General features: G+C 70.3%; 25 protein-coding genes. 1 reads left to right on the top strand and 24 read right to left on the bottom strand.

Annotated features, from left to right (window positions below; translation table 11 throughout):
- Positions 1-49: 49 nt before the first annotated feature.
- Both ACZ4FV_RS08000 and ACZ4FV_RS07995 read right to left on the bottom strand, forming a co-directional pair.
- The gene (locus ACZ4FV_RS08000) at positions 50-328 is read right to left on the bottom strand and encodes a hypothetical protein (RefSeq protein ID WP_395871787.1); all 279 of its coding nucleotides are present in this window, start codon (positions 326-328) and stop codon (positions 50-52) included.
- Positions 329-346: 18 nt separating this feature from the next.
- Positions 347-916: a Uma2 family endonuclease gene (locus tag ACZ4FV_RS07995; RefSeq protein ID WP_395871789.1), complete on the bottom strand. Its 570-nt coding sequence runs from the start codon at positions 914-916 to the stop codon at positions 347-349.
- A 134-nt stretch (positions 917-1,050) separates the two neighbouring features.
- Here ACZ4FV_RS07995 and ACZ4FV_RS07990 point away from each other — a divergent pair, with 134 nt between their 5' ends.
- A complete protein-coding gene (locus ACZ4FV_RS07990) occupies positions 1,051-1,392 on the top strand; it encodes a VOC family protein (protein ID WP_402240451.1) in 342 nt (113 codons plus the stop codon).
- A 123-nt stretch (positions 1,393-1,515) separates the two neighbouring features.
- Here ACZ4FV_RS07990 and ACZ4FV_RS07985 read toward each other — a convergent pair whose 3' ends face one another.
- From ACZ4FV_RS07985 to ACZ4FV_RS07880, 22 genes are all read right to left on the bottom strand, one after another.
- Positions 1,516-1,989, bottom strand: a complete 474-nt coding sequence (locus tag ACZ4FV_RS07985) for a GtrA domain-containing protein (RefSeq protein ID WP_465322165.1) — start codon at positions 1,987-1,989, stop codon at positions 1,516-1,518.
- A 113-nt stretch (positions 1,990-2,102) separates the two neighbouring features.
- Positions 2,103-2,618 (bottom strand): hypothetical protein, encoded by a 516-nt coding sequence (locus ACZ4FV_RS07980; protein ID WP_402240446.1) that lies wholly within the window; start codon positions 2,616-2,618, stop codon positions 2,103-2,105.
- A gap of 122 nt (positions 2,619-2,740) precedes the next feature.
- Entirely contained in the window at positions 2,741-4,129 is a 1,389-nt protein-coding gene (locus ACZ4FV_RS07975; RefSeq protein ID WP_402240443.1) for a S8 family serine peptidase, read from the bottom strand.
- Positions 4,130-4,207: 78 nt separating this feature from the next.
- Positions 4,208-5,128: an ABC transporter permease gene (locus tag ACZ4FV_RS07970; protein ID WP_395871799.1), complete on the bottom strand. Its 921-nt coding sequence runs from the start codon at positions 5,126-5,128 to the stop codon at positions 4,208-4,210.
- Positions 5,115-6,068, bottom strand: a complete 954-nt coding sequence (locus tag ACZ4FV_RS07965; RefSeq protein ID WP_395871800.1) for an ABC transporter ATP-binding protein — start codon at positions 6,066-6,068, stop codon at positions 5,115-5,117. Before ACZ4FV_RS07965 ends, ACZ4FV_RS07970 begins: the two co-directional genes overlap by 14 nt.
- Positions 6,065-7,138, bottom strand: coding sequence for a LolA family protein (locus ACZ4FV_RS07960; protein WP_395871802.1), 1,074 nt, complete (start codon positions 7,136-7,138; stop codon positions 6,065-6,067). The genes ACZ4FV_RS07965 and ACZ4FV_RS07960 overlap by 4 nt, the downstream gene beginning before the upstream one ends.
- 247 nt (positions 7,139-7,385) lie before the next feature.
- The gene (locus ACZ4FV_RS07955; RefSeq protein WP_395871804.1) at positions 7,386-8,396 is read right to left on the bottom strand and encodes a polyprenyl synthetase family protein; all 1,011 of its coding nucleotides are present in this window, start codon (positions 8,394-8,396) and stop codon (positions 7,386-7,388) included.
- A 43-nt stretch (positions 8,397-8,439) separates the two neighbouring features.
- The gene (nuoN, locus tag ACZ4FV_RS07950; RefSeq protein ID WP_395871806.1) at positions 8,440-10,026 is read right to left on the bottom strand and encodes an NADH-quinone oxidoreductase subunit NuoN; all 1,587 of its coding nucleotides are present in this window, start codon (positions 10,024-10,026) and stop codon (positions 8,440-8,442) included.
- Positions 10,027-10,028: 2 nt separating this feature from the next.
- Positions 10,029-11,666 carry an NADH-quinone oxidoreductase subunit M gene (locus ACZ4FV_RS07945; protein ID WP_395871808.1) on the bottom strand — a complete coding sequence of 546 codons (1,638 nt, stop codon included), beginning with the start codon at positions 11,664-11,666 and terminating at the stop codon, positions 10,029-10,031.
- A 64-nt stretch (positions 11,667-11,730) separates the two neighbouring features.
- Complete coding sequence (nuoL, locus tag ACZ4FV_RS07940) at positions 11,731-13,665, bottom strand: NADH-quinone oxidoreductase subunit L (protein ID WP_395871834.1); 1,935 nt, start codon at positions 13,663-13,665, stop codon at positions 11,731-11,733.
- A 70-nt stretch (positions 13,666-13,735) separates the two neighbouring features.
- A complete protein-coding gene (gene nuoK, locus ACZ4FV_RS07935) occupies positions 13,736-14,035 on the bottom strand; it encodes an NADH-quinone oxidoreductase subunit NuoK (protein ID WP_020549317.1) in 300 nt (99 codons plus the stop codon).
- Positions 14,032-15,036 carry an NADH-quinone oxidoreductase subunit J gene (locus ACZ4FV_RS07930; protein ID WP_395871810.1) on the bottom strand — a complete coding sequence of 335 codons (1,005 nt, stop codon included), beginning with the start codon at positions 15,034-15,036 and terminating at the stop codon, positions 14,032-14,034. Before ACZ4FV_RS07930 ends, nuoK begins: the two co-directional genes overlap by 4 nt.
- Positions 15,033-15,617 carry an NADH-quinone oxidoreductase subunit NuoI gene (gene nuoI / locus ACZ4FV_RS07925; RefSeq protein ID WP_395871812.1) on the bottom strand — a complete coding sequence of 195 codons (585 nt, stop codon included), beginning with the start codon at positions 15,615-15,617 and terminating at the stop codon, positions 15,033-15,035. Before nuoI ends, ACZ4FV_RS07930 begins: the two co-directional genes overlap by 4 nt.
- A 4-nt stretch (positions 15,618-15,621) precedes the next feature.
- On the bottom strand, positions 15,622-16,950 hold the full coding sequence (gene nuoH, locus ACZ4FV_RS07920; RefSeq protein ID WP_395871836.1) for an NADH-quinone oxidoreductase subunit NuoH: 1,329 nt from the start codon (positions 16,948-16,950) through the stop codon (positions 15,622-15,624).
- A gap of 11 nt (positions 16,951-16,961) precedes the next feature.
- Positions 16,962-19,517, bottom strand: coding sequence for an NADH-quinone oxidoreductase subunit G (locus ACZ4FV_RS07915; RefSeq protein ID WP_465322160.1), 2,556 nt, complete (start codon positions 19,515-19,517; stop codon positions 16,962-16,964).
- Between the two features lies 1 nt (position 19,518).
- Positions 19,519-20,856 (bottom strand): NADH-quinone oxidoreductase subunit NuoF, encoded by a 1,338-nt coding sequence (nuoF, locus tag ACZ4FV_RS07910; RefSeq protein WP_395871816.1) that lies wholly within the window; start codon positions 20,854-20,856, stop codon positions 19,519-19,521.
- Entirely contained in the window at positions 20,853-21,713 is an 861-nt protein-coding gene (nuoE, locus tag ACZ4FV_RS07905; protein ID WP_395871818.1) for an NADH-quinone oxidoreductase subunit NuoE, read from the bottom strand. The genes nuoF and nuoE overlap by 4 nt, the downstream gene beginning before the upstream one ends.
- Positions 21,710-23,047 (bottom strand): NADH-quinone oxidoreductase subunit D, encoded by a 1,338-nt coding sequence (locus ACZ4FV_RS07900; RefSeq protein WP_395871821.1) that lies wholly within the window; start codon positions 23,045-23,047, stop codon positions 21,710-21,712. Before ACZ4FV_RS07900 ends, nuoE begins: the two co-directional genes overlap by 4 nt.
- Positions 23,047-23,796 carry an NADH-quinone oxidoreductase subunit C gene (locus ACZ4FV_RS07895; protein ID WP_395871822.1) on the bottom strand — a complete coding sequence of 250 codons (750 nt, stop codon included), beginning with the start codon at positions 23,794-23,796 and terminating at the stop codon, positions 23,047-23,049. The genes ACZ4FV_RS07900 and ACZ4FV_RS07895 overlap by 1 nt, the downstream gene beginning before the upstream one ends.
- Positions 23,793-24,413, bottom strand: a complete 621-nt coding sequence (locus ACZ4FV_RS07890) for a NuoB/complex I 20 kDa subunit family protein (RefSeq protein ID WP_395871824.1) — start codon at positions 24,411-24,413, stop codon at positions 23,793-23,795. Before ACZ4FV_RS07890 ends, ACZ4FV_RS07895 begins: the two co-directional genes overlap by 4 nt.
- Before the next feature lie 94 nt (positions 24,414-24,507).
- Positions 24,508-24,867 (bottom strand): NADH-quinone oxidoreductase subunit A, encoded by a 360-nt coding sequence (locus ACZ4FV_RS07885; RefSeq protein WP_395871826.1) that lies wholly within the window; start codon positions 24,865-24,867, stop codon positions 24,508-24,510.
- Positions 24,868-26,205: 1,338 nt separating this feature from the next.
- Positions 26,206-26,868, bottom strand: a 663-nt coding sequence (locus tag ACZ4FV_RS07880) for a DUF4232 domain-containing protein (protein ID WP_465322157.1), incomplete at its 5' end; no start/stop codon positions are given.

Below are 26,868 nucleotides of genomic sequence, written 5' to 3'. Positions count from 1 at the left end.
GTCCGGTCGATGCGCCACGTCGTGATTGTTACGCAGTTACGTAATCTCTTCAATCCATCGACGAGTCGTCGGCCCGCACGGGTATCGCGTGGTATTCGACCTCGACGTAGAACTGACCGTTGGGCTTCTTCAGCCGGCGCACGGTGCGGTGCCCGGTGGCGCCCAGTTCGCGCAACGCCTTCTGCACCCGGTACGGCCCTTCCGGCATCACGTCGGCCACATCCTTACCGGTGAACTTGATCCCCGCGGGCACCGCCAACATGCACGCGAGCACCCGCCGGGCGAGCGGGCTGAGGTCACTGTCGGCGCGCTCCGGTTCGCCCGTCACGGCGTCACCTCCCGCTGTTCAGTCGACCAGGTCGGCTGTGTCGATGGTCACCGAGAACGGTGCCGGCAGGGTCAGCTTCTTGCCGAAGGCAACCTCGTTGCGGCCGGCATAGGCATCACGCTCGGGGTCGGAGTACAGGATCACCTTCCCGTTCTGCCGGTCGATGAGCAGGTGGAACGGGATGCCGGCGAGCGCGTACGCCCGATGGTTCTTCATGCGGTCGCGGTTCGGATCGGAGGACGTCACCTCGACCACGAGCAGCACGTCGTCCGGTGGCATCCAGGACGGCGCGTGGCGCAGCCCTCCGTGCGGCACATAGGTCGCGTCCGGCACGACGAAGTCGCCACTGGGCAGCGCCAGCCCCTTGTTCCCGGACGCACTCAGCGCGACCGCGGACCCCAGCATCTGCAACCGGAGCTGGTCGACGATCGTCTCGTGGTCTCCGTCCGGCGGTGGCGCCACATTGGTATTCCCGTCGATGAACTCCACACGATCGTTTTTCAGCCGCTCGGACAGCGCGAAGAACTCGGCGAGTAGCGGCTCCTCATCGGTTTCCACATGATGGGGATACACCGATCCGACGGTCATCACACCCGGTCCTCCTCTCTCCGAGGCAACTCCGTCAGCCTAGTTTCGGCTCCGACCACACGGTAGCCTCCCCGATCCGGTTCACCCGATCGAGCCGAGGCGGGCTCTTCCGGGCTTGGCCTAGGCTGCGGCGTATGCGCGTGGACCTGCATCAGATCGTGGTGGACGCCCGGGAGCCCCGGCAGTTGGTGCGGTTCTGGGCCGGCCTGCTCGGCGGCGAGCCGGTGGATCGGGAACGGGGTTGGTCGCATGTCGAACCGCCCGGGGCGGTGCGCATGTCGTTCCAGCCGGTGCCCGAGGACAAGGCCGGGAAGAACCGGCTGCACCTGGACCTGCGGGTGACCGACATCGACGCCGCCGTGACCCTGGCGGTCTCCCTCGGCGCCGACGCCCGGGGCGCCACGGTCACCGACGAGCAGGGCTCGTTCCAGGTGATGAGCGACCCCGAGGGCAACGAGTTCTGCTTCGTGACCTGATCCCGGCGGCCGCCCGCAACCCCCGGAAACGCGGCGACGGATCGGCACGAGACAGCGAGTCGGCGGGACACATTCGCCGCTCGCTGCTTCGCGCCGATCCGTCGATCGTCGGGTCGGGCCCGGTCAGGCCGCCGGGACCACCGCTTCGCGGGCCAGCACCCGCTGCGTGGCCTTCGGGCCCTTCTTCGCGAAGATCACCAGGCGCATGAAGGCGAACCGGCCGACGCCGGCCAGGCCCGACGCGGACAGGTACACCGACTGCTCGACCAGCACACCGGCGTTCGGCTCGATCGCGCGCAGGACGAGCATCGCGGCGGTGGTGAACAGGTAGCAGACCAGGACGGTCAGCGCCGCCTTGATGTGGTCGCTCTTGCCGGGCTTGTCCTGGCCGAAGGTGAACCGGCTGTGCAGTTCGGTGGCGATCAACGTCGAGCCGACGGTCACCAGCGCGTTGGCGGCGGCGAACGGCACGCGGCCGGAGAGCAGGACCAGCGTCGCGCTGCTCGCGAGGCCGACACCGCCGCCGAAGACGACGAAGCGGACGAAGGAGCCGATCACTCCGGGTGCCTTGGCGGTGGTGTTGCCCGTGGTGTCCATGTGCAAGAGCATCCGCTTCACCGCCGGCAGCCCCCGCACAAACCACTGACCGCCCCGACAGCCCGCTGTCAGCGCCGGCCCCGGCTGTCAGCCGGCCCCGCCGACCTGCGCGTTCACTCGAAGTTCCAGTCCCGCGGCAACTCGGCGGCACAGCAGGCGCAGACGAAATCGTCCTCCTTGACCACCGCGCGCTCACCGCAATCCGGACACCGGCGGAACACGAACACGTCGGTGAAAGCGTCCGGACGGGCCACACCGATGCGCGCGAGGGCCGCGGCGACCGCCGGCCACGAATCCGGTTCCGGGCAATAGCCGGACGACTGGTTGCCGATCCCGACCACCGCCCACGCCCCGTCCTCGACCCCGAAGGCGATCTCTCCGGCGCCGAGCACCCGTCCGCCGCCCGCACAGGCCACGTGCTCGCTGCGACGCGGGGCGAGCCGCAGCACCCCGTCGAGCGCGACCACGTACGTGAAGGGCTCGGCCAGGTCGCCGCGCTCCTGCGCCCCGAGCCAGGCCGCCAACTCGCCGGCCGAGCGGATCGGCCGGCCCCCGCCCGAGCCACGCACCACCTCGGCGCGGATGTCCGCCGGCCCGACATAGCGATAACTGCGGAAGCGAGCACTCACGGCACCACCCTGCCGGCCCGGGCACGCCGACACGCGGGTGTTTCGGCGCGGGCCGAGGTGTCGGGTGACCCGCTCCGCGCGCCCGTGGTCGGCGCACGCCCCCGGTGCCGTGCGCGACCGGCTCACTTCCCCGGGCGCACCGCGTGGAGCGCGTCCACCAGGCCGTGGCCGTGGAACGAGTCGATGTCGCCGGACGCTGTGCACGGCGCCGCGCACGGCAGTCGGGTCGCCGTCGCGTACAACCGGGCGGTGATCGCGGCCGGCCCCCACGCGGGATGCGCCGAGGCGATCAGCGCGGCCACCCCGCTCACCGCCGGCGCCGCCATCGACGTGCCCGCCTTGTGCGCCCAACCGCCCTCGCGCGCCGTCGACAACACGCCCTCGCCGCCCGCCCCGCCGCCGCCCGGGCCGGCCAGGTCCACCACACCCAGGCCCGTGTTCGAGTAGCCGGCCCGGCGCCCGTCCGCACCGACCGCCGCGACCGTGACCACACCCGGGAGTTCGGCCGGCAACATCCGGCACGCGTCGGTCACCGGCCGCGGCCTCACGGGCCGTTCGGCCGCGTCGTCGGGGCTGTACGGATCCACCGTCTTGTGCGCGAGGTCGTAGTCGGCGTTGCCCGCCGCCGCGATCGACAGCACGCCCCGATCGGCCGCGTACGCCGCCGCCCGGCGTACCGCCTCGTGGATCACCGCCTGGTCCTCGTCGTCCGGACACAGCAGCCACCACGGGTCGTTGTAGTAGCTGTGGTTGGCGATCCGCAGCCCCCGGTCCGCGTGCTCGGCGAGCCAGACGAACCCGCACACGCTCGCCTCGCCGTGGAACATCGCGTCCGCGTCACCGATCCGCAACGCCGCGATCCGCACCCCGGGCGCCACGCCGACCACGCCCGTGCCGTTGCGGGCCGCCGCGATGGTGCCGGCCACGTGTGTGCCGTGATCCGAGCGCGGGGCCCGCCACGCCGCGTCCGCCTGGATCGGCCGGCCCGTCGAACAGTCCGCGGACAACGCGGCGTCGAAGTTCGGCGCCAGATCCGGATGCCGATCGTCCACGCCCGTGTCGGCCACCGCGACCACGACGTCGGGAACCCCCTCGGTGATCCGCTGCGCCTCGTACGCGTGCACCATCGCCAGGTTCCACTGGGCCGCCTCGGCCGGATCCGCGGCCGGCGCGCCGGTCCGCTCCGCCGCCCGCACCGGCACCGTGCGCGTCGCGCCGACCCGCGCCACCCCGGGCCGCCCGCGCACCGCCGCCGCGAATCCCGGCCCGCCGTGCGCCACCACCACCCCGATCCGCCCGTACGCCTGCACCACCGTGCCCCCGGCCCGCCGCACCGCCGCCTCGGCGAGCGCCGCGCCCGCCGCGCCGTCGGGCCGGGTCAGCACCAGGTACGAGTAGGTCTCCGGCGGTGTGTCCGCCGACCGCGCCGCCGCGGGCACCGTCCCGAACACCGCGGCCGCGGCCGCGGACACCATCGCGATCGCCGCGCGCATCCTCATGGGGCCGTACATGCACCCGGGACACCCGCGCCAACCGGACATTCACCCGGACGAGTCGCCCACCCGGACCACCGGCCGACCCGCCCGCGCTCACGTGGTGATGTCGCGTTCGGTCATCCGGGCCCAGGCCGCCGCGCCGAAGATGGCCGTGTAGGCCGTCTGGACGCCCAGGTTGCGCAGGATCTCGTCGGTGGGGATCGGGTCGCGCAGCAGGTCGCCGAAGCTCATCCAGCCGTCGGTGAACAACCACGGGTGGATACCCGACAGTTGCGGGATCCCGGTGAGGATCGCGGTCACGATGACCACGCCCACCGTGGTGGCCATCGCCGCGACCGGCACCGTGGTCAGCGTCGACACGAACAGCCCGATCGCCGCGAGGCCGACCAGCGAGGCCGCGACGCACAGCGCGATCAACAACGCGCGCCAGGACGCCTCGGCCATCGAGATGGTGTCCCCGGTCAACAGCGGCACATCGCCCATCGGGAACAGCGCGGCGCCCACCACCAGCGCGGACAGCGCCACCGTGAGCGTGGCGGCCAGGCAGAAGGCCAGCACGCCGGCGAACTTCACCAGCAACAACCGGGTCCGGCCGGCCGGCGCGACCAGCAGATAGCGCAGCGTCCCGGCGTGCGCCTCGCCCGCGATCGAGTCCCCCGCCACCACGCCGACCGTCATCGGCAGGAAGAACGGCAGCGCGGCGGCCAGCGACGCGAAGACCAGGAACAGCCCGTTGCCGGTGACCTGGTTCACGAAGTCCATTCCCCCGCCGCCACCGCCCGAGGAACCCCCGTCGTGGAAGTAGCGCAACGCGACCCCGAGCATGACCGGCACGAAGGCCAGGAAGCCCAGCATCGCGGCCGTGCGCGGGCGCAGGAAGACCAGGCGCAGTTCGCTGCGCATCAGCCCGCGCAGCCGCGGCAGTCGCTCGGACCCGAACGTCTCGGTGCCCGTCGAGTACCGGAACGCGGGCGACAGGACGCCCGTCTTGGGCAGTGCGTCAGTCGGTGACATCGAAGCCTTCTCCGGTCAGGGCGACGAACGCGTCCTCCAGGGACGGCCGCGCGAGGGTGAACGAACGGACCCGGACGTCGGCGCGCACCAGCGCCGCACAGACCTCGTCGGGCTCCAGGGGAGCGGGGTCGGCCTCGACACCGTCCGAGGTGGTGACGATGTCGCTCGCGCCGAGCCTGGTCAGCACCACGACCGCCGCCTCCGCGTCGGGAGTCGTGACCACCAGGCGGGCCCGGGTGCCCGCGCGCAGCGATTCCACCGTGCCCTGGGTGATCAGCCTGCCGTGGCTCATCACCGCCACGTCCGTGCACACCTGCTCGATCTCGTCCAGCAGATGCGAGGACAGGAACACCGTCGTGCCGTCCGCGGCCAAGGCGCGGATCAGCGCCCGGATCTCGCGCATCCCCTGCGGGTCCAGGCCGTTGGTCGGCTCGTCCAGCACCAGCAGGTCGCGCGGTCGCAACAGCGCGGAGGCGATGCCGAGCCGCTGCTTCATGCCCAGCGAGTACGCCCGCGCCTTGCGCCCGGCCACCGCCGTCAGCCCGACCTTGGCCAGTGCCTCGTCCACCCGGGCGGCGCGGGTGCGCGGATCCGACGTGGGGTCCGCGGCGTCCAGCCGCTCCAGGTTCTGCCGACCCGTCAGGAAGCCGTAGTGGGCCGGGCCTTCGATCAGCGCGCCGACCCTGGGCAGGACCTGCCCGACGGCCCCGGGCATGGGGCCGTCGAGCAGGGTGACCGAACCGCCGGTCGGCCGGATCAGGCCGAGCAACATCCGGATGGTCGTGGTCTTGCCGGAACCGTTGGGCCCGAGGAACCCGAAGACGGAACCGGCCGGCACGGTCAGGTCGAGTCCGTCCACGGCGAGCCGGTCCCGGCCGTAGCGCTTGGACAGCCCCTCGGTACGGATCGCCGCGGCGCCGACCGCCGTGGACGCGCTCATCGCTGTGCCGCGATCCGCTGGAGCGTGTCCGCGTCGACCGCGCCGGCGAAGATCCGGCCCGAGTCGGTGCTCAACACGTTCAGCAGCCGGGTGTCGATCAGCGTCCCGCCCGGAACCGGCTTGCCCAGCTTGCCCAACAGCCGGGTGGCGTCCTCGGCCTCCCCGCCGGCGGGCAACTCGACCACGGTGGCCCACCCGTCGCCGAACAGACCCGGGTTCTGCTTCGGCTGCTCCCCGGTGGGAGCGGTGGGCGGGTTCGGCGCGGCGGGCGGCTCGGGCATCGCCTCGTTCGTCGGCACCTCCTTGACCCGCGCCCCGGCCGGCGGCTTGAAGTCGAACGTGTCGGCCGCCGGCTTGTCGTAGGAGACCTTCTCGAAGCCGATGTCGATCGCGGGCTTGCCGCCCTTGACGGTGTCGACCGTCACCCGCAGCGGCACCCCGGTCCTCGCGTCCACGAACACCGTCGCCGCGGCGATCAGGCTGCCCTGGGCCTTGGGCGCGAAGCGGAGCTTGTAGACGTCGTGCCCGGCGACCCGGGCGGTGCCGTCGGCCCGGACGTCGGTGCTCGGGCCGACCAGGTCGAGCAGTTGCCCGGCCGCGTCCTGCGGCGTGACCGGCAGCAGCGAGGCCACGTCCGGCCGGCTCGTGTCGATCGTGCCGTGGGTGGCCGCGTGCGCACGGCTGTCGTAGGTCCACACGTCCCGGCCGTTGTGGATGACGTTGTACTCGGCCAGATCGGACATGATGCCGATCCGCTGTCGGTCCGGGCCGTCCACGGCCACCTGGAGCTTGTTGGTGCCGGACAGCAGCGCCTGTGGGCCGCCGCCGGCCTTGCCGGGCAGGGCGGGCAGGCCCAGGTCGGTGTCGATGCGGACGGTGCCGGTCAGCGCGTCGGCCCGGGCGGCGGCGACCTTGGCGACGAGTTGATCGGCGGTCTGGTCCGGTAGCCCCGGATGCGAGTCGTCGGCGAACGCGGCGGGGCCGAACGTCACGGCGCCCACGGTCGCCGCCGCGATCGCGGCCGGCACCGCGAAGCGCCACGGAACGGATCGGCGGGTGGTGCGGGTCATGGAGATTGCCCCCTGATTCGAGTGTCGAATGCGACACCACAAGGGGATCATCGGGACCGGGCACTCGGCGTCGGCCTCACGTCACCGCAAAACGTCACCCTCAAGACGTGCGCCGCACCCGAGCACGGGACTTGATGGTGACGCACCACCTCCCGCGCTACTCCCGAGGGAGCAGCCGGCGAGCACTCCCGCGGTAGACCGCGGCCCGCCCACCCGACGTCACGGGTGGGCGGGCCGGCATCGAAAACTACGCGCTGCGCTCCACGACCAACTCGCACAACGAGGACAACGCCCGCTTCGCGCTGCACTCCGGCAGCGGCGCCAGGACCTCCCGAGCCGCTTCGGCATAACGCCGAGTGTCCTCGCGGGCCTTGGCGAGTGCCGGGTGCGCGCGCAACAGCGCGAGCGCCTCGGCGTGCTCGTCGTCGTCGGTGATCGGCCCGTCCAGGAGGTTCAGCAGGTGCCGGTCGGCCGCCGGCGACGACCCGGCCACGCCCGCCCGCAGGTGCAGCACCGGCAACGTCGGCACACCCTCGCGCAGGTCGGTGCCCGGTGTCTTGCCGGACTCGGTCGCCTCGCTGGCGATGTCGAGCACGTCGTCGGCCAGTTGGAACGCGACGCCGAACCGCTCGCCGTAGCGGGTCAGGATGTCCACCACGTGCTCGTCCGCGCCCGCGAACATCGCGCCGAACTGGCCCGAGGCCGCGATCAGCGAGCCGGTCTTGTCCGCCATCACCGACAGGTAGTGCTCGACCGGGTCGTCGCCGGGGCCCGGTCCGACCGTCTCGCGGATCTGGCCGGTGACCAGTCGGGCGAACGCCCGCGCCTGGATCCGGACCGCCTCGTTGCCCAGGTCGGCGACGATCTCCGAGGCTCGGGCGAACAGGAAGTCGCCGGTCAGGATCGCGACCGAGTTGTCCCACCGGGAGTTCGCGCTGGGCGCGCCGCGCCGCAGCGGAGCCTCGTCCATCACGTCGTCGTGGTACAGCGTGGCCAGATGGGTCAGTTCGCACACCACCGCCGCGGGCACCACGCCCGGGGCCTGCCAGTCGCCGAACTGGGCGGCGAGCAGCACCAGCAGAGGCCGGAACCGCTTGCCGCCCGCCTCCACCAGGTGCCGCGAGGTCTGCGTCAGGTAGGGGAACTCGCTCTTGGTGGCCGCCAGGAGCTCCTGCTCCACGGCGGCCATCCCCGCCCTGATATCGGCGTCGAGAGTCTCGTCCGTGACGCTCAGCCCGAAGGGCCCCACGATCGCCATGACGGTTCTCTCCTGTCGATCACGCAGAGTCTCTGCGTCGTGCTCAATGGACGAACAAGGCTGCCTTGTCCGCGAGGTCCAGTACCGGCTGCGGGAGGATGCCAAGGACCACGGTAACGGCTACCCCGAGCGCGATGGCAGCGGTGGTCATCACGCTGGGTACGACAACCGTCGGACCGTCGACCTTGGGCTCCGAGAAGAACATCAACACGATCACCCGCACGTAGAAGAACGCGGCGATCGCGCTGCACAGCACACCGACCACCACGAGGCTGCCCGCACCCCCTTGCGCCGCCGCCTGGAAGACCGCGAACTTTCCGGAGAAACCGCTGGTCAGCGGGATTCCGGCGAAGGCGAGCAGGAACAGAGCGAACACTCCTGCGACCAGCGGGGAGCGCCTGCCCAGACCCGCCCAGTGGGACAGATGGGTCGCCTCGCCGCGGGCGTCGCGTACCAGTGTGACCACCGCGAAGGCACCCAGAGTGACGAACCCATAGGCCACAAGGTAGAACATCGTGGACGACACGCCCGCGTCGTTCATCGCGATCATTCCGGTCAGAATGAAACCCGCGTGGGCGATCGACGAGTAGGCCAGCAGTCGCTTCACGTCGGTCTGGGTGATCGCGATGATCGCGCCGGCGACCATGGTCAGGATCGCGACGCCGATCATCACCGGCCGCCAGTCCCAGCGCATGCCCGGCAGCGCGACGTAGAAGAACCGCATCATCGCGCCGAACGCGGCGACCTTGGTGGCCGCCGCCATGAACCCGGTGATCGGGGTCGGCGCGCCCTGGTACACGTCCGGCGTCCAGGAGTGGAACGGCACGGCGCCGACCTTGAACAGCAGGCCGACCGCCACCATCGCGAGCCCGATCAGCAGCAGCGCGTCGTTGTCCATCGCGCCCGCCGAGGCCACGCCGATCCTGTCCAGCGAGACACTGCCCGAGTAGCCGTACAACATCGCCACGCCGAACAGGAAGAACGCCGAGGAGAACGCGCCGAGCAGGAAGTACTTGAGCGCCGCCTCCTGGGAGAGCAGCCGGTTGCGCCGGGCCAGCCCGCACAGCAGGTAGAGCGGCAGCGACAACACCTCGAGCGCCACGAACATCATCAGCAGGTCGTTCGCCGCCGGGAAGAGCAGCATGCCCACCAGCGAGAACATGGTCAGCGGGAAGACCTCGGTCTGCGTCCACCCGGCCGCCGTCGCGTCCTTCTCCTGCTGACTGCCCGGCGCCGCCGCGGCCTGCGGGGCGAACGCGTCGCCGCCGGCCGGTTCCAGCCTGCGCTCGCCGATCAGCAGCACCGAGGCGATGCCGATCAGCAGCAGCGTGCCCTGCAGGAACAGCGACGGGCCGTCCACGGCGACCGCGCCCATCGCGGTGATGCTGCCCCGGTGGTCGTCCGGGAGGTCCCGGGCGAGCCAGACGACCGCGCCGAAGGCGCCGATCATGCCGACCAGGGCCACGGTGAGCTGCGCGCGGTAGCGGGCCGGTCGGGGCAGGAACGCCTCGATCAGCACGCCGACCACGGCGACGCCCGCGATGATCAGGATCGGCGAGAGCTTGCCGTACTCGACGGTGGGCGCGTCCACCTTCGTCGCGGCGAGCGTTGCCGTAGCGGCGGTGCTCATGCTCACTTGGAGCCTCCAGTGGTGTGCGCCTCGGTGCCCGCGGCCTGTTCGATGGGCTTGGTGGGCGCCGGGTCCTTCTGCTCCACCCGGCTGAGCGTGTGGTCCACGGCCGGGTTCACCGCGTCGAGCACCGGCTTGGGATAGACGCCGAGCACGAGCAGGAACGCGATCAGCGGTACCACGACCGCCAGTTCACGCGGCACCAGGTCGCGGAGCTTCTCATTGCCCGGCCGCAGTGGGCCGGTCATCGTGCGTTGGTACAACACCAGCACGTACAGGGCGGCGAGCACGATGCCGGTGGTGGCGAAGATCGCGGCCACCTTGTACTTCGCGAACGCGCCCACCAACACCAGGAATTCGCTCACGAACGGGGCGAGTCCCGGCATCGAGAGGGTCGCGAGTCCGGCCACCAGGAACGTACCCGCGAGAATGGGGGCGACCTTCTGCACGCCGCCGAAGTCGGCGATCGTCTTGCTGCCGCGGCGGGTGATCAGGAAGCCCGCGATCAGCAGCAGGGCCGCGGTGGAGAAGCCGTGGTTGACCATGTACAACGTCGCGCCCGACTGACCCTGACTGGTCATCACGAAGATGCCCAGGATGATGAAGCCGAAGTGCGAGATGGACGTGTACGCGATCAGCCGCTTGATGTCGGTCTGGCCGACCGCCAGCAGCGCGCCGTAGATGATCCCGATCACCGCGAGCGTGACGATCACGGGGGCGAAGTACTTCGACGCGTCCGGGAAGATCTCCAGGCAGAACCGCAACATCGCGAACGTGCCGACCTTGTCCACCATCGCGGTGACCAGCACCGCGATGCCGGGTGTGGCCTCGGTCATGGTGTCCGGCAGCCAGGTGTGGAACGGCCACAGCGGGGCCTTGACCGCGAACGCGAACATGAAGCCCAGGAACAGCGCCTTCTCCGCGGTCGGATCGATGTCGAGCTGACCGGTGGCCACCGCCTGCGAGATCTTCACGAAGTCGAACGTGCCGTTGCCGTCGATCCCGATGCCCTGGTTCGCGGTCGCCACGTACAGCCCGACCACGGCGGCCAGCATGACCAGTCCGCCGAGCAGGTTGTAGAGCAGGAACTTGACCGCCGCGTACGAGCGTTGCGCGCCGCCGTAGCCGCCGATCAGGAAGTACATCGGGATCAGCATGGCTTCGAAGAAGACGTAGAACATGAACACGTCGGTGGCCGCGAAGGACACCACGACCATGGCCTCGACCAGCAACATCAGCGCGAAGAACGCGTGCGTGCTGCGCGGCGCGGGCTTGCCGGTGCCGGCCGAGCCGTCGGCGTTCACCGGCGCCTGGTCCGCGTCGTGCCAGGAGGCCAGGATCAGCAGCGGCATCAGCACCGCGGTGAGCAGGATCAGCACCAGGCCGATCCCGTCCACACCCAGCGACCAGCGCACCCCGAACGAGGAGATCCAGCTGTAGCTCTCGGTGATCTGGAAACGGCCGCCGTCGTTGTCGAACCTGGTCGCCACCGCGATCGCGACGGCCAGTGTGAGCAGGCTGAACAGCAGCGCCACGTTCTTGGCGAGCTTGCGCTTGCCGGCCGGAACGGCGGCGACGCACAGGCCACCGACGAACGGCAGCGCCGCCAGCGTCGTCAGCCAGGGAAAGTGGCCGTTCATCGAAGTCCCTCCGCCGAGGCGCCTACGGTGTGGGCGATCTGGGGTCGTGTCCGGATGGTCATGTTCAGGCCATCCGAGCCATCAGCGTGCAGGCCACGACCAGCAGCGTGCCGCCGAACATGGACAGCGCGTACGAGCGGACGAAGCCGGTCTGCACCTTGCGCACACGCGCCGAGGTGCCGCCGAAGAACGCCGCGAGTCCGCCCACGAATCCGTCCACGCCGCGGTTGTCGAACCACACGAGCAGGCGGGTCAGGTACTGACCGGGCCGCATCACCAGGCCCTCGTTGACCGCGTCCTGGTACAGGTCCCGACGAGCGGCCACGGTGACCAGGCTCGCGGCCGGCGCCACGGCGGGCACGTCCCGGCGGGCGTACTGCACGTAGGCCACCGCCGAGCCGAGCGCGACCATCGCGAGCGCCATACCGGTGACCGCCCACTCGCTCATCGGCAGGTCGCCGTGCGAGAAGCCGGTGACCGGCGTCAGCCACTTCACGAACGAGTCGTTGAGCACGAACAGGCCACCGGCGAACACCGATCCGAACGCGAGCAGGATCATCGGGCCGGTCATCGAGGTCGGCGACTCGTGCGGGTGCGGCTCGTGCCAGTCCGCCGGGGCGCCGACGGGCGCCTCCTTCCAGCGTTCCTTGCCGAAGAAGGTCATCAGCATCACGCGCGTCATGTAGAACGCGGTGAGGCCGGCGGCGAGCAGGGTGACCGCGCCCAGGATCCAGCCGGAGGTGCCGCCCTTGGCGAACGCCGCCTCGATGATCTTGTCCTTGGTGAAGAACCCGGACAGCAGTGGGAAGCCGATGATCGACAGGTAGCCCAGGCCGAAGGTGGCGAAGGTGATCGGCATGTACTTGCGCAGGCCGCCGTAGCGGCGCATGTCGACCTCGTCGTTCATGCCGTGCATGACCGAACCCGCGCCCAGGAACAACCCGGCCTTGAAGAAGCCGTGCGTGACCAGGTGCATGATCGCGAAGGCGTAGCCGATCGGACCCAGGCCCGCGGCCAGGATCATGTAGCCGATCTGGCTCATCGTCGAGGCGGCCAGCGCCTTCTTGATGTCGTCCTTGGCGCAACCCACGATCGCCCCGAACAGCACGGTGATCGCGCCCACGATGGTGACCGCGAGCTGGGCGTCCGGCGAGGCGTTGAAGATCTCCGCCGACCGCGTGATCAGGTACACGCCGGCGGTGACCATGGTCGCCGCGTGGATCAGCGCGGAGACCGGGGTCGGGCCCTCCATCGCGTCGCCGAGCCAGGCCTGGAGCGGGAACTGCGCCGACTTGCCGCACGCGGCGAGCAGCAGCATCAGGCCGATCGCGGTCATCGTGCCGTCGCTCGCGCTCGCACTGCCGCCGAGCACGTCGGCGAAGTCGAAGCTGCCGAACGTGGTGAACATCAGGAAGATCGCGACGGCCAGACCGAAGTCGCCGACGCGGTTCATGATGAACGCCTTCTTGGCGGCGGTCGCGGCGCTGGGCTTGTGCTGCCAGAAACCGATCAGCAGGTAGGAGGCAAGACCCACACCCTCCCAACCGACGTACAGCAGAAGGTAGTTGTTCGCCAGCACCAGCAGCAGCATCGCGGCGACGAACAGGTTCAGATAGGCGAAGAAGCGTCGACGGTTCTCGTCGTGCGCCATGTAGCCGATCGAGTAGATGTGGATCAGCGAGCCCACACCGGTGATCAACAGCACGAACACCATGGACAGTTGGTCCAGGTGCAGGCCGATGTCGGCCTGGAACTCGTTGACCGGCGCCCAGGTCCACAGGTGCTGGTCGACGGAGCGGTCCGCGTCGTCCTTGCCGAGCATGGTCACGAACATGAGCGCGCCGACCACGAACGACCCGAGGGCCAAGGCGGTGGCGAGGATGTGGCCGAAGGCGTTGGTGCGCTTGCCGCCGACGAGCAGCAGCAGCGCGCCCAACAGCGGCAGGCCGACGACCAGCCACAGCGCCGAGAACGCGCCACTCGCCGCGACGGAGTGCAGCCCGCCGCCGCCCTCGTTGGCGAGCACGACGCCGGAGGCCAGGGAGGAGGTTTCGATCACCGGTTCCGACCTACCACTTCATGAGGCTGGCGTCGTCGACCGAGGCCGAACGGCGGCTGCGGAAGATGGCGATGATGATGGACAGTCCGACCACGACCTCGCACGCGGCGACGACCATCGTGAAGAACGCGATGATCTGGCCGTCGAGGTTGTCGTGCATGCGGCCGAACGTCACGAACGCGAGGTTGCACGCGTTCAACATCAGTTCGACGCACATGAACACGACGATCGCGTTGCGCCGGAGCAGGACCCCGGCCGCGCCGATGGTGAACAACAGCGCGGACAGGTACAGGTAGTTCACCGGGTTCACGGGCGCCCCTCCTTGGAGCCTGCGCCGGCGGCAACCTCGTTGCCCGACCCGTCGCCCGCCGAGGTGTCGGCGTCGTCGTGTTCCTGCCGGGCGGTGGGCACCGGCGCGGACGAGGGTCCGTCCGACTCGTCCGGCCACGCCTCGTCGTCGGTGTCGGTGCCGGCGCTCTCCAACTCGGCGACGCTGTGCACCTGCTCGGCGCTGACGTCGCGGATCTGTCCGCGCGCACGGAGCGTGTTGTTGATCGACAACTGCGAGATGCTGCCGTCCGGCAGCAGCGCGGGCACGTCCACGGCGTTGTGCCGGGCGTACACGCCGGGCGTGGGCAGCGGCGCGACCTGCTTGTTATCGCGCACCCGCTCCTCGGAGAGTTCGCGCTGGGATTTGCGCGCCACCAGCCGCTCGCGGTGCGCGAGCACCATCGCGCCGACCGCCGCGGTGATCAGCAGCGCGCTGGTCATCTCGAAGGCCCAGATGTACTTGGTGAAGATCTGGTGCGCCAGGCCCTGGACGTTGCCCTCGGCCACCGCGCGCAGTGCCTCGTCGTCGGTCTCGGCGGGGTAGACCGGACGGCTGCCCGGCGTCTTGGTGGCCAAGGCGCTGAAGTGTGTGATGGACGCGTTGGCGATGCCGGCGACGAGCAGGATGCCGAAGCCCAGGCCGAGCCCCGCGGCGGCGATCCGCTGGCCCTTCAGCGTCTCCTTGAGCGAGTCCACCGAGGAGACGCCGACCAGCATCAGCACGAACAGGAACAGCATCATGATCGCGCCGGTGTAGACCACGATCTGCACGATGCCCAGGAACATCGCGCCCTGGGCCAGGTAGAAGATCGCCAGGCACATCATCGTGGTGACCAGCGCGAGCGCGCTGTGCACCGCCTTCTTCATGAAGACGGTGGCCAGGGCGCCGATCAGCGCGACGGCCGCGAGCACCCAGAACTGCAGCGCCTCACCGGTGGAGGTCTTGGTGACCTCGGCCGCGAAGTCGATTCCGGGGCTCATCGGCCCGCCTCCGTCCCCTGCTTGTGCGCCTCGGCCGTCTCGCGGGGCTGCCCCTGGGTCACCGTGCCGGGCGCGGCCGCGGTGACCTTGCCCAGGTAGTAGTCGGTGTCGGTGGTTCCCGGGTACATCTCGTGCGGCGCCGGGACCATGCCCTCGTACAGCGGCGCGAGCAGCTGTTCCTTGGTGAAGATCAGGCTCGCCCGGCTGGTGTCGGCGAGCTCGAACTCGTTGGTCATGGTCAGCGCCCGGGTCGGGCAGGCCTCGATGCACAGGCCGCAGAAGATGCAGCGCAGGTAGTTGATCTGGTAGTTGCGGCCGTACCGCTCACCGGGCGAGAAGCGCTCCTCGTCGGTGTTGTCGGCACCCTCCACGAAGATCGCGTCGGCGGGACACGCCCACGCGCACAGTTCGCAGCCGATGCACTTCTCCAGGCCGTCGGCGTACCGGTTGAGCTGGTGCCGGCCGTGGAATCGCGGTGCGGTGACTTTCTTCTCGTACGGGTAGTACTCGGTGTTCGCCTTCTTGAACATCGTCGCGAAGGTGACACCGAACCCCGCGACCGGTCCGAGGAACTTGGGCACGGGTCTATGCCTCTCCTTCAGTGCGGTCGGCCGGGGGCTCCGCCGCGGCCGGCACTCCGACCGGCTCGGGTTTGCGCACGTTGCGGCGCGGCACCGGCGGGAGTTGCTGTCCCGGCATCGGCGGTACGGGGAACCCGCCCGCCATCGGGTCGAACGGTTCGGGGCCGGCCGCCTTCGCGTCGGCCTCCTCGTCCTTGTTGGGCGTGACCGCGTCCCACAGGATCGACAGCAGGAGCAGGGCGACCACGCCGCCGGCGACCCACAGCACGATCCGGGACTGCTCGTAGCCCTCGTTCTTGAGCGCGCGCACGGTGGCCACCAGCATCAGCCACACCAGCGAGAGCGGGATCAGCACCTTCCAGCCGATCTTCATGAATTGGTCGTAGCGGAACCGCGGCAGCGTGCCGCGCAGCCAGATGAACACGAAGATGAAGGCTTGGACCTTGAGGAAGTACCAGAGGAAGGGCCACCAGCCGGAGTTGGCGCCGTCCCAGACCGCGGTGATCGGCCACGGCGCGAGGTAGCCGCCGAGGAACAGGGTGGTCGCCAGCGAGCTGACCACGACCATGTTCACGTACTCGGCGAGGAAGAACAGCGCGAACTTCAGCGACGAGTACTCGGTGTGGAAGCCGCCGACCAGCTCGCCCTCGGCCTCGGGGAGGTCGAACGGCGCGCGGTTGGTCTCACCGATCATCGCGACGACGTAGATGATGAACGAGACCGGCAGCAGGACGGCGTACCAGGTGTCCTGCTGGGCGGCGACGATCTCCGACGTGGACATCGAGCCGGCGTAGAGGAAGACCGCCGCGAACGACAGGCCCATCGCGATCTCGTACGAGATCATCTGCGCCGAGCTGCGCAGCCCGCCGAGCAGCGGGTAGGTCGAGCCCGAGGACCAGCCCGCGAGCACGATGCCGTAGATGCCCACGGACGCGACCGCGAGGATGTAGAGGACCGCGACCGGCAGGTCGGTCAGTTGCAGGTGTGTGCGCTCCCCGAAGATGGAGACCTCGGGGCCGAAGGGGATCACCGCGAACGCCATGAACGCCGGGACCATCGCCACGATCGGGGCGATGATGTAGACGGCCTTGTCGGCGCCCTTGACGGTGATGTCCTCCTTGAGCGCGAGCTTCACGCCGTCCGCGAGGGACTGGAGCAGGCCCTGCGGTCCGGTGTACTTGGGCCCGATGCGCATCTGCATCCAGGCCACGACCTTGCGTTCCCACCAGATCGCGAACAGCGTCATCACGACGCAGAACGCGAAGATGAGCACCGCCTTGAGCAGGACCAGCCACCAGACGTCGGTGCCGAACCCGACGGCGGCGAGCTGCATGCCGCTGTCCGTCACCGCTCCTCCTCGTGAACGTGTGCGGTCCGACCGTTGTGGCCGGTGCCGTTGGGTGGGCCTTCGGCCTGGGCGAGATCGACCACTGCCGGCCGGATCTTGACCACCTCGCCCGCGCCGACGCCCAGTGCGCGACGCACCGAGGAGCCCGGCGAGTTCGCGGGCAGGAACACCACGCGCTCGGTCATGTCGGTGACGCGCAGCGGCAACGTGACCTCCCCGTGCAACGAGGTCACGGTGACGCCGCCCCCGTCCTCGGCGCCGATCTCGGCGGCCGTGGACGCACACAGCCGGACGACCGGCGCACGCCGGGTGCCCGCCAGATGGGGTTCGCCGTCCTGGCCCCGGCCCTCGTCCAGGAGCAGACGCCAGGTGGCCAGTACGGCCTCGCCCGCGCCGGGACGAGGAAGTTCGCGGGCCCGGCCCTCGGGGGCCGGCCCCCGGTCGCCGGTCCACCGGCCGAGCCGGCGCAGTTCGCGCCGGGCGGCGGTGAGCGAGGGCAGTTCGATCGCGGTGCCCTCGCGCTGCTCGGCCATCGCCTCGGCGATCGCGTCGAGCACGCGCAGGTCGGACATCACCGCGGCCAGGTCGCCGGTGAGCTGGTCCTTCTTCAGCACGGTGGCGAACGGGCGCTCGCGGCCCTCCCAGTCGACGAAGGTGCCCGGCTTCTCGACGGGCGCGGCGACCGGGAAGACCACGTCGGCGCGTTCGGTGACCGCGCTGTGCCGCAGTTCCAGGCTGACCACGAAGCGGGCCGCGTCCAGTGCGGCCAGGGCGCCGGCCGGGTCGGGCAGGTCGTCCACGTCGACGCCACCGACCACGAGCGCGGCCAGGCGCTGTTCGCGGGCCGCGGTGAGCATCGAGGTGGTGTCCAGGCCGTAGCCGCCGGGCAGGTCGGCGACCCGCCAGAGCGAGGCCACCTCGGCGCGGGCCGCCGGATCGCCGAGCGGTCGCCCGCCCGGGAGCACGTTGTACAGCGCGCCCGCGTCGAGCGCGCCGCGCTCGCCGGCCCGGCGCGGGATCCAGGCGAGTCGGGCTCCGGTACGCGCGGCCAGCGCGGTGACCTCGGCCAGTGCGCCCGGCACGCCCGCCAGTCGTTCGCCGACGAGCACGACGGCGCCCGGGGTGCGCAGCAGGTCCGCCGCGCCCCGGGCCAGTTCGCCCTCGATCGCCGGGTCGCCGAGGGCGGACAGCCACTCGGTCTCGGTGCCGGGCGCGGCCCGCAGCAGGCTGCCCTTCATCCGGATCAGGCCGGCCGAGGCGAACGGCGCGATGCCGTACACCTTCAGGCCCTTGCGGGCGGCCTTGCGCAGCCGCAGGAACACGATCGGCGACTCGTCCTCGGGTTCGAACCCGACGAGCAGCACACCGGGGGCCTTCTCCAACTCGGCGTAGGTCACGCCCAGCCCGGTACCGGCCACCTCGGCGGCGAGGAACTCGGCCTCCTCGGCGGAGTGTTCGCGGGCCCGGAAGTCGATGTCGTTGCTGTCCAGCGCGACCCGGGCGAACTTGCCGTACGCGTAGGCGTCCTCGAGGGTGGCCCGGCCGCCGACCAGGACGCCGGCCGAGCCGCGGGCGGCGGCCAGCCCGCGAGCGGCCACGCCCAGTGCCTCGGACCAGGACGCGGGAACCAGTTCGCCGCTGTCCTCGTCCCGGATGAGTGGGGAGGTGAGCCGGTCCTGTCGAGTGGCGTAGCGGAACGCGAAGCGGCCCTTGTCGCAGTTCCATTCCTCGTTGACCTCGGGGTCGTCGCCGGCCAGCCGGCGCAGCACCTTGCCCCGCCGGTGGTCCGCGCGCAGCGAGCACCCGGACGCGCAGTGCTCGCACGTGGTCGGGGAGGACACCAGGTCGAACGGCCGGGCCCGGAACCGGTAGGCGGCCGAGGTGAGGGCGCCGACCGGGCAGATCTGGATGGTGTTGCCGGAGAAGTAGGACTCGAACGGCTGCTTCTCGTAGATCCCGACCTGCTGGAGTGCGCCGCGTTCGATCAGCGCGATGAACGGGTCGCCCGCGACCTGCTCGGAGAAGCGGGTGCAGCGCGCGCACAACACGCAGCGCTCGCGGTCCAGGAGCACCTCGGAGGAGATCCGCAGCGGCTTGGGGAAGGTCCGCTTGACCTCGGTGAAGCGCGAGGTCGAACGACCCGCGCCCATCGCCTGGTTCTGCAGCGGGCACTCGCCGCCCTTGTCGCAGACGGGGCAGTCCAGGGGGTGGTTGATCAGCAGCAGCTCCATCACCCCGTCCTGCGACTTCTTCGCGACCGGCGAGGTGAGCTGGGTGCGCACGACCATGCCGTCGGTGACGGTGGTGGTGCAGGACGCGAGCGGCTTGCGCTGGCCCTCGACCTCGACCAGGCACTGCCGGCAGGCGCCGACCGGGTCGAGCAGCGGGTGGTCGCAGAACCTGGGGATCTGGATGCCGATCAGCTCGGCGGCCCGGATCACCAGGGTGCCCTTGGGCACGGAGACGTCGATCCCGTCCACCGAGATGGTGACGAGGTCCTCCGGCTTGGGGGCCGGCGGCCCGCTCGCGGGGGTGTTGGTCGTGACTGTCATGTCAGCTGTGCGCTCCTGCCCCGGTTGAAGCGGGGGCTGTCTTCGCCCACGCGGTGGATGCCGCGGTGTCGAACGGACAGCCGCCGTGCTCGAAGTGCGCCAGGTACTCGTCGCGGAAGTACTTGAGCGAGGACTGGATCGGGCTCGCCGCACCGTCGCCGAGCGCGCAGAAGGACTTGCCGAGGATGTTGTCGGCGACGTCGAGCAACGTCTCCAGGTCCTCCTCGGTGCCCTCGCCGCGCTCGAGTCGGGTGAGCAACTGGGTGAGCCAGTAGGTGCCTTCGCGGCACGGTGTGCACTTGCCGCAGGACTCGTGCTCGTAGAACTCGGTCCAGCGCAGCACGGCGCGCACCACGCACACGGTCTCGTCGAAGATCTGCAGCGCCTTGGTGCCGAGCATGGAACCGGCCGCGCCGACGCCCTCGTAGTCGAGCGGCACGTCCAGGTGCTCGTCGGTGAACATCGGCGTGGACGAGCCGCCGGGCGTCCAGAACTTGATCCGGTGCCCCTCGCGCACGCCGCCCGCCAGGTCCAGGAGTTGGCGCAGGGTGACCCCGAGCGGGGCCTCGTACTGGCCGGGTCGTTCGACGTGTCCGGACAGCGAGTACAGCGTGAAGCCGGGCGACTTCTCCGAGCCCATCGAGCGGAACCACTCGACGCCCTTGTTCAGGATCGGCGGCACCGAAGCGATCGACTCGACGTTGTTCACGCAGGTCGGGGACGCGTACAGGCCGGCCACCGCCGGGAAGGGCGGGCGCAGTCGGGGCTGGCCCCGGCGGCCCTCGAGCGAGTCGAGCAGCGCGGTCTCCTCGCCGCAGATGTACGCGCCGGCGCCCGCGTGCACGGTGAGTTCGAGGTCGAAGCCCGAGCCCAGCACGTTCTTGCCGAGGTAGCCGGCGGCGTACGCCTCGCGGACCGCGTTGTGCAGTCGGCGCAGCACCGGGACCACCTCGCCGCGCACGTAGATGAACGCGTGTTCGGAGCGGATCGCGTAGGACGCGATGATCACACCCTCGATCAGCACGTGCGGGTTGGCGTACATGAGCGGGATGTCCTTGCAGGTTCCCGGCTCGGACTCGTCCGCGTTGACCACGAGGTAGTGCGGCTTGCCGTCGTTCTGCGGGATGAAGCCCCACTTCATGCCGGTGGGGAAGCCCGCGCCGCCGCGACCGCGCAGACCGGAGTCCTTGACGGTCTGGATCACCTCGTCGGGGTGCATCGCCAGCGCCTTGCGCAGTCCGTCGTAGCCGCCGCCGCGCCGGTAGGTGTCCAGCGTCCACGGCTGGTGCTCGTCCCAGTTCGCGGAGAGCACGGGGGTGAGGAGGGAGGGCTCGGTCACGGCGCTTGGTCCCCGTCCTGGTCGGTGGCGGGCGCGGGGTGGGCCGGGTCGGACTCGGCGGTGGGCGCCGGGGCGTCGTGCGAACTCGGGGTCCGCGGAGCCTCGTCCGCGCTCTCCTCGCCGGCGCGCCGGGGGGCGGGCGGGGTGGCGGTCCGGGCCGGCCGTTCGGTGTGCGTGCCGTTGGCGATGCGCAGCCCGACCAGACTGGCCGCGCCGCCGGCGCCGCCTTCGTCGACCGCGCCGGGTCGCTCGTCCGGGAAGCCGGCCAGGATCCGCGAGGTGTCCCGGAAGGTGCACAGTCGCGCGCCGCGGGTGGGCACCGCGTCCTTGCCCGCGCGCAGGTCGTCCACGAGTTCCTTGGCCGACTGCGGGGTCGCGTCGTCGAAGAACTCCCAGTTGACCATCACCACGGGCGCGTAGTCGCAGGCGGCGTTGCACTCGATGTGCTCCAGGGTGACCACACCGTCGGCGGTGGTCTCCTTGTTGCCGATCCCGAGGTGGTCCTTCAGGCTCGCGAAGATCTCGTCGCCGCCCATCACCGCGCACAGCGTGTTGGTACAGACGCCGACGTGGAAGTCGCCGCCCTGGCGGCGCCGGTACATCGTGTAGAAGGTGGAGACCGCGGAGACCTCCGCCGTGGTCAGGCCCAGCATGTCGGCGCAGAACTCGATGCCGGTGCCGGTGACGTAGCCCTCTTCGGCCTGCACCAGGTGCAGCAGCGGCAGCAGCGCCGAGCGGGCCTGCGGGTAGCGCCCGATCACCTCCTTCGCGTCCACCTCCAGGCGCGCGCGCACCGCGGGCGGGAACGGCGGAGCCGGCTTGGCCGGCGGCATCGGCATGCCCAGGTCCGTACTCATCGGTCGACACCTCCCATGACGGGGTCGATGCCCGCCACTGCGACGATCACGTCGGCCACCTGACCGCCTTCGCACATCGCGGCCATGGCCTGCAGGTTGTTGAACGAGGGGTCGCGGAAGTGCACGCGGTAGGGGCGGGTGCCACCGTCGCTGACCGCGTGTACGCCCAGTTCGCCGCGTGGCGACTCGATCGCGCTGTAGACCTGGCCCGGTGGTACCCGGAAGCCCTCGGTGACCAGCTTGAAGTGGTGGATGAGGGACTCCATCGAGGTGCCCATGATGTTCGCGATGTGGGCGGGCGAGTTGCCCAGGCCGTCCGAGCCGAGCGCGAGTTGCGCGGGCCAGGCGATCTTCTTGTCGCCGACCATGACCGGGCCGGGGGCCAGCCGGTCCAGGCACTGTTCGACGATCCGCAGCGACTGCTTCATCTCCTCGATGCGGATCAGGTACCGCCCCCAGGAGTCGCAGGAGTCCGCGGTGGCCACGTCGAACTCGTAGTTCTCGTAGCCGCAGTACGGCTGCGTCTTGCGCAGGTCGTGCGGCAGTCCGGTGGAGCGCAGCACCGGGCCGGTCAGGCCCAGGGCCATGCAGCCGGCCAGGTCGAGGTAGCCGATGCCCTGGGTGCGGCCCTTGAAGATCGCGTTGTCGTTGAGCAGCAGTTCGTACTCGCGGATCCGGCCGGGCAGGATGTTCACCAGCTCGCGGACCTTGTCCACGGCGCCGGGCGGAAGGTCCTGGGCGAGGCCGCCGGGGCGGATGTAGGCGTGGTTCATCCGAAGCCCGGTGATCATCTCGAACACGTCGAGGATCAGTTCGCGGTCGCGGAACCCGAAGGTCATCACGGTGAGCGCGCCGATCTCCATGCCGCCGGTGGCCAGGCAGACCATGTGCGAGGAGATCCGGTTGAGCTCCATCAGCAGGACCCGGATCACCTGCGCGCGCTCGGGGATGTCGTCGGTGATGCCGAGCAGCTTCTCCACCGCGAGGCAGTACGCGGTCTCGTTGTGCAGCGGCATCAGGTAGTCCATGCGCGTCACGAAGGTGACGCCCTGGGTCCAGTTGCGGAACTCCAGGTTCTTCTCGATGCCGGTGTGCAGATAACCGATTCCGCAGCGGGCCTCGGTGACGGTCTCCCCGTCGATCTCCAGGATCAGCCGCAACACACCGTGGGTGGAGGGGTGTTGCGGGCCCATGTTGACGACGATGCGCTCTTCCGCGTCCGCCGCGGCCTGGATCACTTCGTCCCAGTCGGAGCCGGTGACCGTGTAGACCCGGCCCTCGGTGGTCTCCCGCGCGTGCGCGGCGGATGGGGGTGTCGTTGTCTGATCGCTCATCAGTTGTACGACCTCCGCTGGTCGGGCGGCGGGATCTGGGCGCCCTTGTACTCGACGGGCACGCCGCCGAGCGGGTAGTCCTTCCGCTGCGGGTGGCCGGGCCAGTCGTCCGGCATGAGGATGCGCGTGAGCGCGGGGTGGCCGTCGAAGACGAGGCCGAAGAAGTCGTAGGTCTCGCGCTCGTGCCAGTCCAGCGCGGGATACACGCTCACCAGGGACGGCAGGTGCGGGTCGGCGTCGGGGACGCTCACCTCGAGCCGGACCGCGCGATTGTGGGTGATCGAGCGCAGGTGGTAGACCGCGTGCAGCTCGCGGCCGGTCTCCTGGGGGTAGTGCGTACCGGAGACGCCGGTACACAGCTCGAAGCGCAGTGCCGGGTCGTTGCGCAAGGTCAGCGCGATCCGGGGCAGCGACTCGCGGCGCACGTGGAAGGTGAGTTCGCCGCGGTCGACCACGACCTTCTCGATCGCGTCGTCGAACTCGATGCCGGCTTCCGCGAGGGCGCCGGAGAGCTCGTCGGCGACCAGGTCGAACTCGCCCTCGCCGTCCGCGGTTCCGCGCGGGCCGCCGTAGGGGCGGGCGGCGGAGCCGGGGAAGGCGACGGTACGGACCAGCTTGCCGTAGCCGGAGGTGTCGCCCGATCCGCTCGCGCCGAACATGCCGTGCCGGACCTCGATGGGTTCCACGTCGGCGTCGCGGGGGATGGGCAGCTGGGCCTTCTCCTCGGGGGTGCTGCCGGGAGTGGTCATCGGGCGCTCCCGTCGGGTGCGTGGCCGACCGGGATGCCGGGATCGAGCTCGTGCGCGCCGCGGCGGGCGCTCGCGGGCAACATCTCGATGGTGGGCAGCGCCTTCAGGGCGGCCTGTTCGGCGGCGCGGGCGGCCTTCTCGCGGTTGACGCCGAGCGGCGCCGCCTGGATCTCCTCGCGGAGTTTGATGATCGCGTCCATCAGCATCTCGGGTCGGGGCGGGCAGCCGGGGAGGTAGATGTCCACCGGCACCACGTGGTCGACGCCCTGGACGATCGCGTAGTTGTTGAACATGCCGCCCGAGGACGCGCAGACGCCCATCGACAGCACCCACTTGGGGTTGGGCATCTGGTCGTAGATCTGCCGCAGGACCGGCGCCATCTTCTGGCTGACCCGGCCGGCGACGATCATCAGGTCGGCCTGGCGCGGCGAGGCGCGGAACACCTCCATGCCGAACCGGGCCAGGTCGTAGCGCCCCGCGCCGGTCGCCATCATCTCGATCGCGCAGCACGCGAGTCCGAACGTGGCCGGCCAGAAGGATCCCTTGCGGAAGTAGCCGGCCAGCCCTTCCACGGTGCTCAGCAGGAAGCCGCTGGGCAGCTTCTCCTCGATACCCACGCGGATGCCCTCTCTCCGTCAGTCGTTGGGGGAAGCCTGTGGGGAAGCCTGGGCGTCTCGGCTCATCGGTCCCACATCATCCGTTGCTTCCACGTCAGTCCCAATCCAGGCCGCCGCGACGCCACAGGTAGGCGTACGCGACGAAGACCGCGGCGACGAACAGGACCATCTCGACGAGACCGAACATCCCGAGCGAGTCGAAGTACACGGCCCACGGGTAGAGGAAGACGATCTCGATGTCGAAGACGATGAAGAGCATCGCCGTCAGGTAGTACTTGACCGGGAATCGCCCGCCGCCGATCGGCTGCGGGGTGGGCTCGATGCCGCATTCGTAGGCTTCGAGCTTGGCCCGGTTGTAGCGCTTGGGCCCGGTGAGCGCCCCCATCACGAGGGAGACCACTCCGAAGGCCAGGGCAATGCCCCCGAGCACGAGGATCGGCGCGTACAGGTTCACCGCGCTCCCATCTCCCTTCTCAGTCCCCCGGAGTCACGCATGTGACCGGGTTCACAAGCTGCCGGAACGGCGCCCATCCTAGGCCCCTCACGATGTGATCTGCGACACGGGTAGGGAACGATCATGGTGTGATCTTCCCCACCTGATGATCGATCAGAAACGGTTGCGTGCAGGCAAAAATCACACAGGGTGAGAAATAGGGGAGCCTAAACGGTTCGGCACTCACGGACGATGTTGATCACGAAAATCGCCTATACCACCCGTTCACAAGCTCATCAAATTTGGCCGAACATGATCGGTTGTGATAGCCGCCGAGGGCGTTCGCACACAGAGTGTCACTGGAAAAGCCGCCTGCGGGCGGGGCGGCTGCGCCGCCGGCGGCCTCCGGCCGCTCCCGGAAACGCCGCGCTTCGCGCGGCGGCGGCGGCCTCCGGCCGCTCTCCTCACGCGCTCGTCGATCACTGGTCGGCGATCAAGTCGCGGGCGCTGACGCGCCGGGGAGTCACCGAGTTCGCAGCGGCGCCGGAAGGGGGTGACGTGGATCGTGGCGGAGTGGTGGGCGGCGTGCTCTCGAAGCGGCACTCGGGGGTTCAATCGGTCGACCGGCCCGCGTCACGTCACCTGGCGACCCTCCCCGCCCGGGCGGCCCAACTACCCCATCCACCACATCACTCACACCGGCGAACCAGCACATCCCGGGCACCGAGCGACACGGCATTACTCGCCAAGTCGTCAGCCCACCGAGCGCACGAACGTCTCGAACCGCGGCCCACTCTCACGCGGAACGCTCGGCCCCAACGTGCGATATCCCCGGCTCGTCCAGAAGGCCAAGGCTTCCGGCGCATCCGCCCGAGCGGGCTCGGTGGGTCGGTTGCGTCCTGTCGCCGAGAGGGGCCTGGATGACGTCTCGCAGGTTTCCTGGTAATCGACGGCAGCGGCAGGGACGGGTTGCTCTGTCTACGTCCGCTTGAGCACATCGCGGTCACCGGCGCGGGAGAACATCTCGGCGGGGTCCGTCGACGTGGCCTCGTGTTCTTGGTTCATGTGCCGAGTGTCGGTCTCGGCTCCGTCGACCGCGCCCGTCGGTTCCCGCGGGCGTATCGGTCGATGACCTCGGCGGACGGCGGGGTGCTCACGACGACGCATAGCGTCGGTGCGTCGGTGCACATCGGGACCGGGTCGCTGGACGCCGATCGATGAATCCGTCGGCGCCGGCACTGACGCCGACCGCAGGCCGGCATGTGGGTGGCTGTGTTGATGGGTCTGTGGGCAGGGGCCCCACCGCTTGAAGCGGTGGGGCGGGGCCCGGGGTGTGCGTCGGTGTTGCGCGGGTGTGGGTCAGCCGCCCTGGCCGGCGCCGCCCATGGGGCCGACGTTGATCGGGGAGCCGGCGCCGTCGACGACCGGCACGGTGGGGGTGCCGGGCCAGTTCAGGGTGATGGTCCTGGTCTCTCCGGGCGGGGTGACCCGCAGGCCCGTGACCTTGACGCCGTAGTCGCCGGTGGCTCCGCCGGGGTAGGTGACGCCGAAGGACACGGACTTGTCGCTCTTGAGGACGAACGGGTCGGCCGGGGCGCCGAGGCGCTCGGCGGACAGGGGCCCCTTGGCGGTCTGGAGGTCGACGCCCGCGAATCCGGACATCGTGCAGTTGTGGCCGATGTTCTTGAACGTCACCATGACGGTGAGTTCGTCGTCGCCGCTGATGGTGGCGTCCTGCGCGGTGGCCCTGAGGTCGTCGGTGCGGCACTTGCCGATCGAGCCGTTGTCGCCGGCTCCGGCCCCGCCAGTGGTGCCGGTGCCGGTGGTGCCCTGGCCGGCGGAGGTCTTTCCGGCGGGGGTCGTACCGCCGCTCTGGCCGCCGCTCTGGTTGCCGCCGGTGGTGGTGGAGGCGGCGGGTTGGGTGGGGGCGTTGCCGGCCTGGCCGGCGGGTGCGGAGGCGGGGGGCGGTGCGGCGCCGGTGTTCTTGTCCGAGTCCGTGTCCTGGCACGCCGTCATCAGCAT

Source organism: Embleya sp. NPDC025285 (assembly GCF_055558835.1).
The sequence above is the reverse complement of the archived record's forward strand: the minus strand, read 5'-3'. Positions and strand labels throughout refer to the sequence as shown.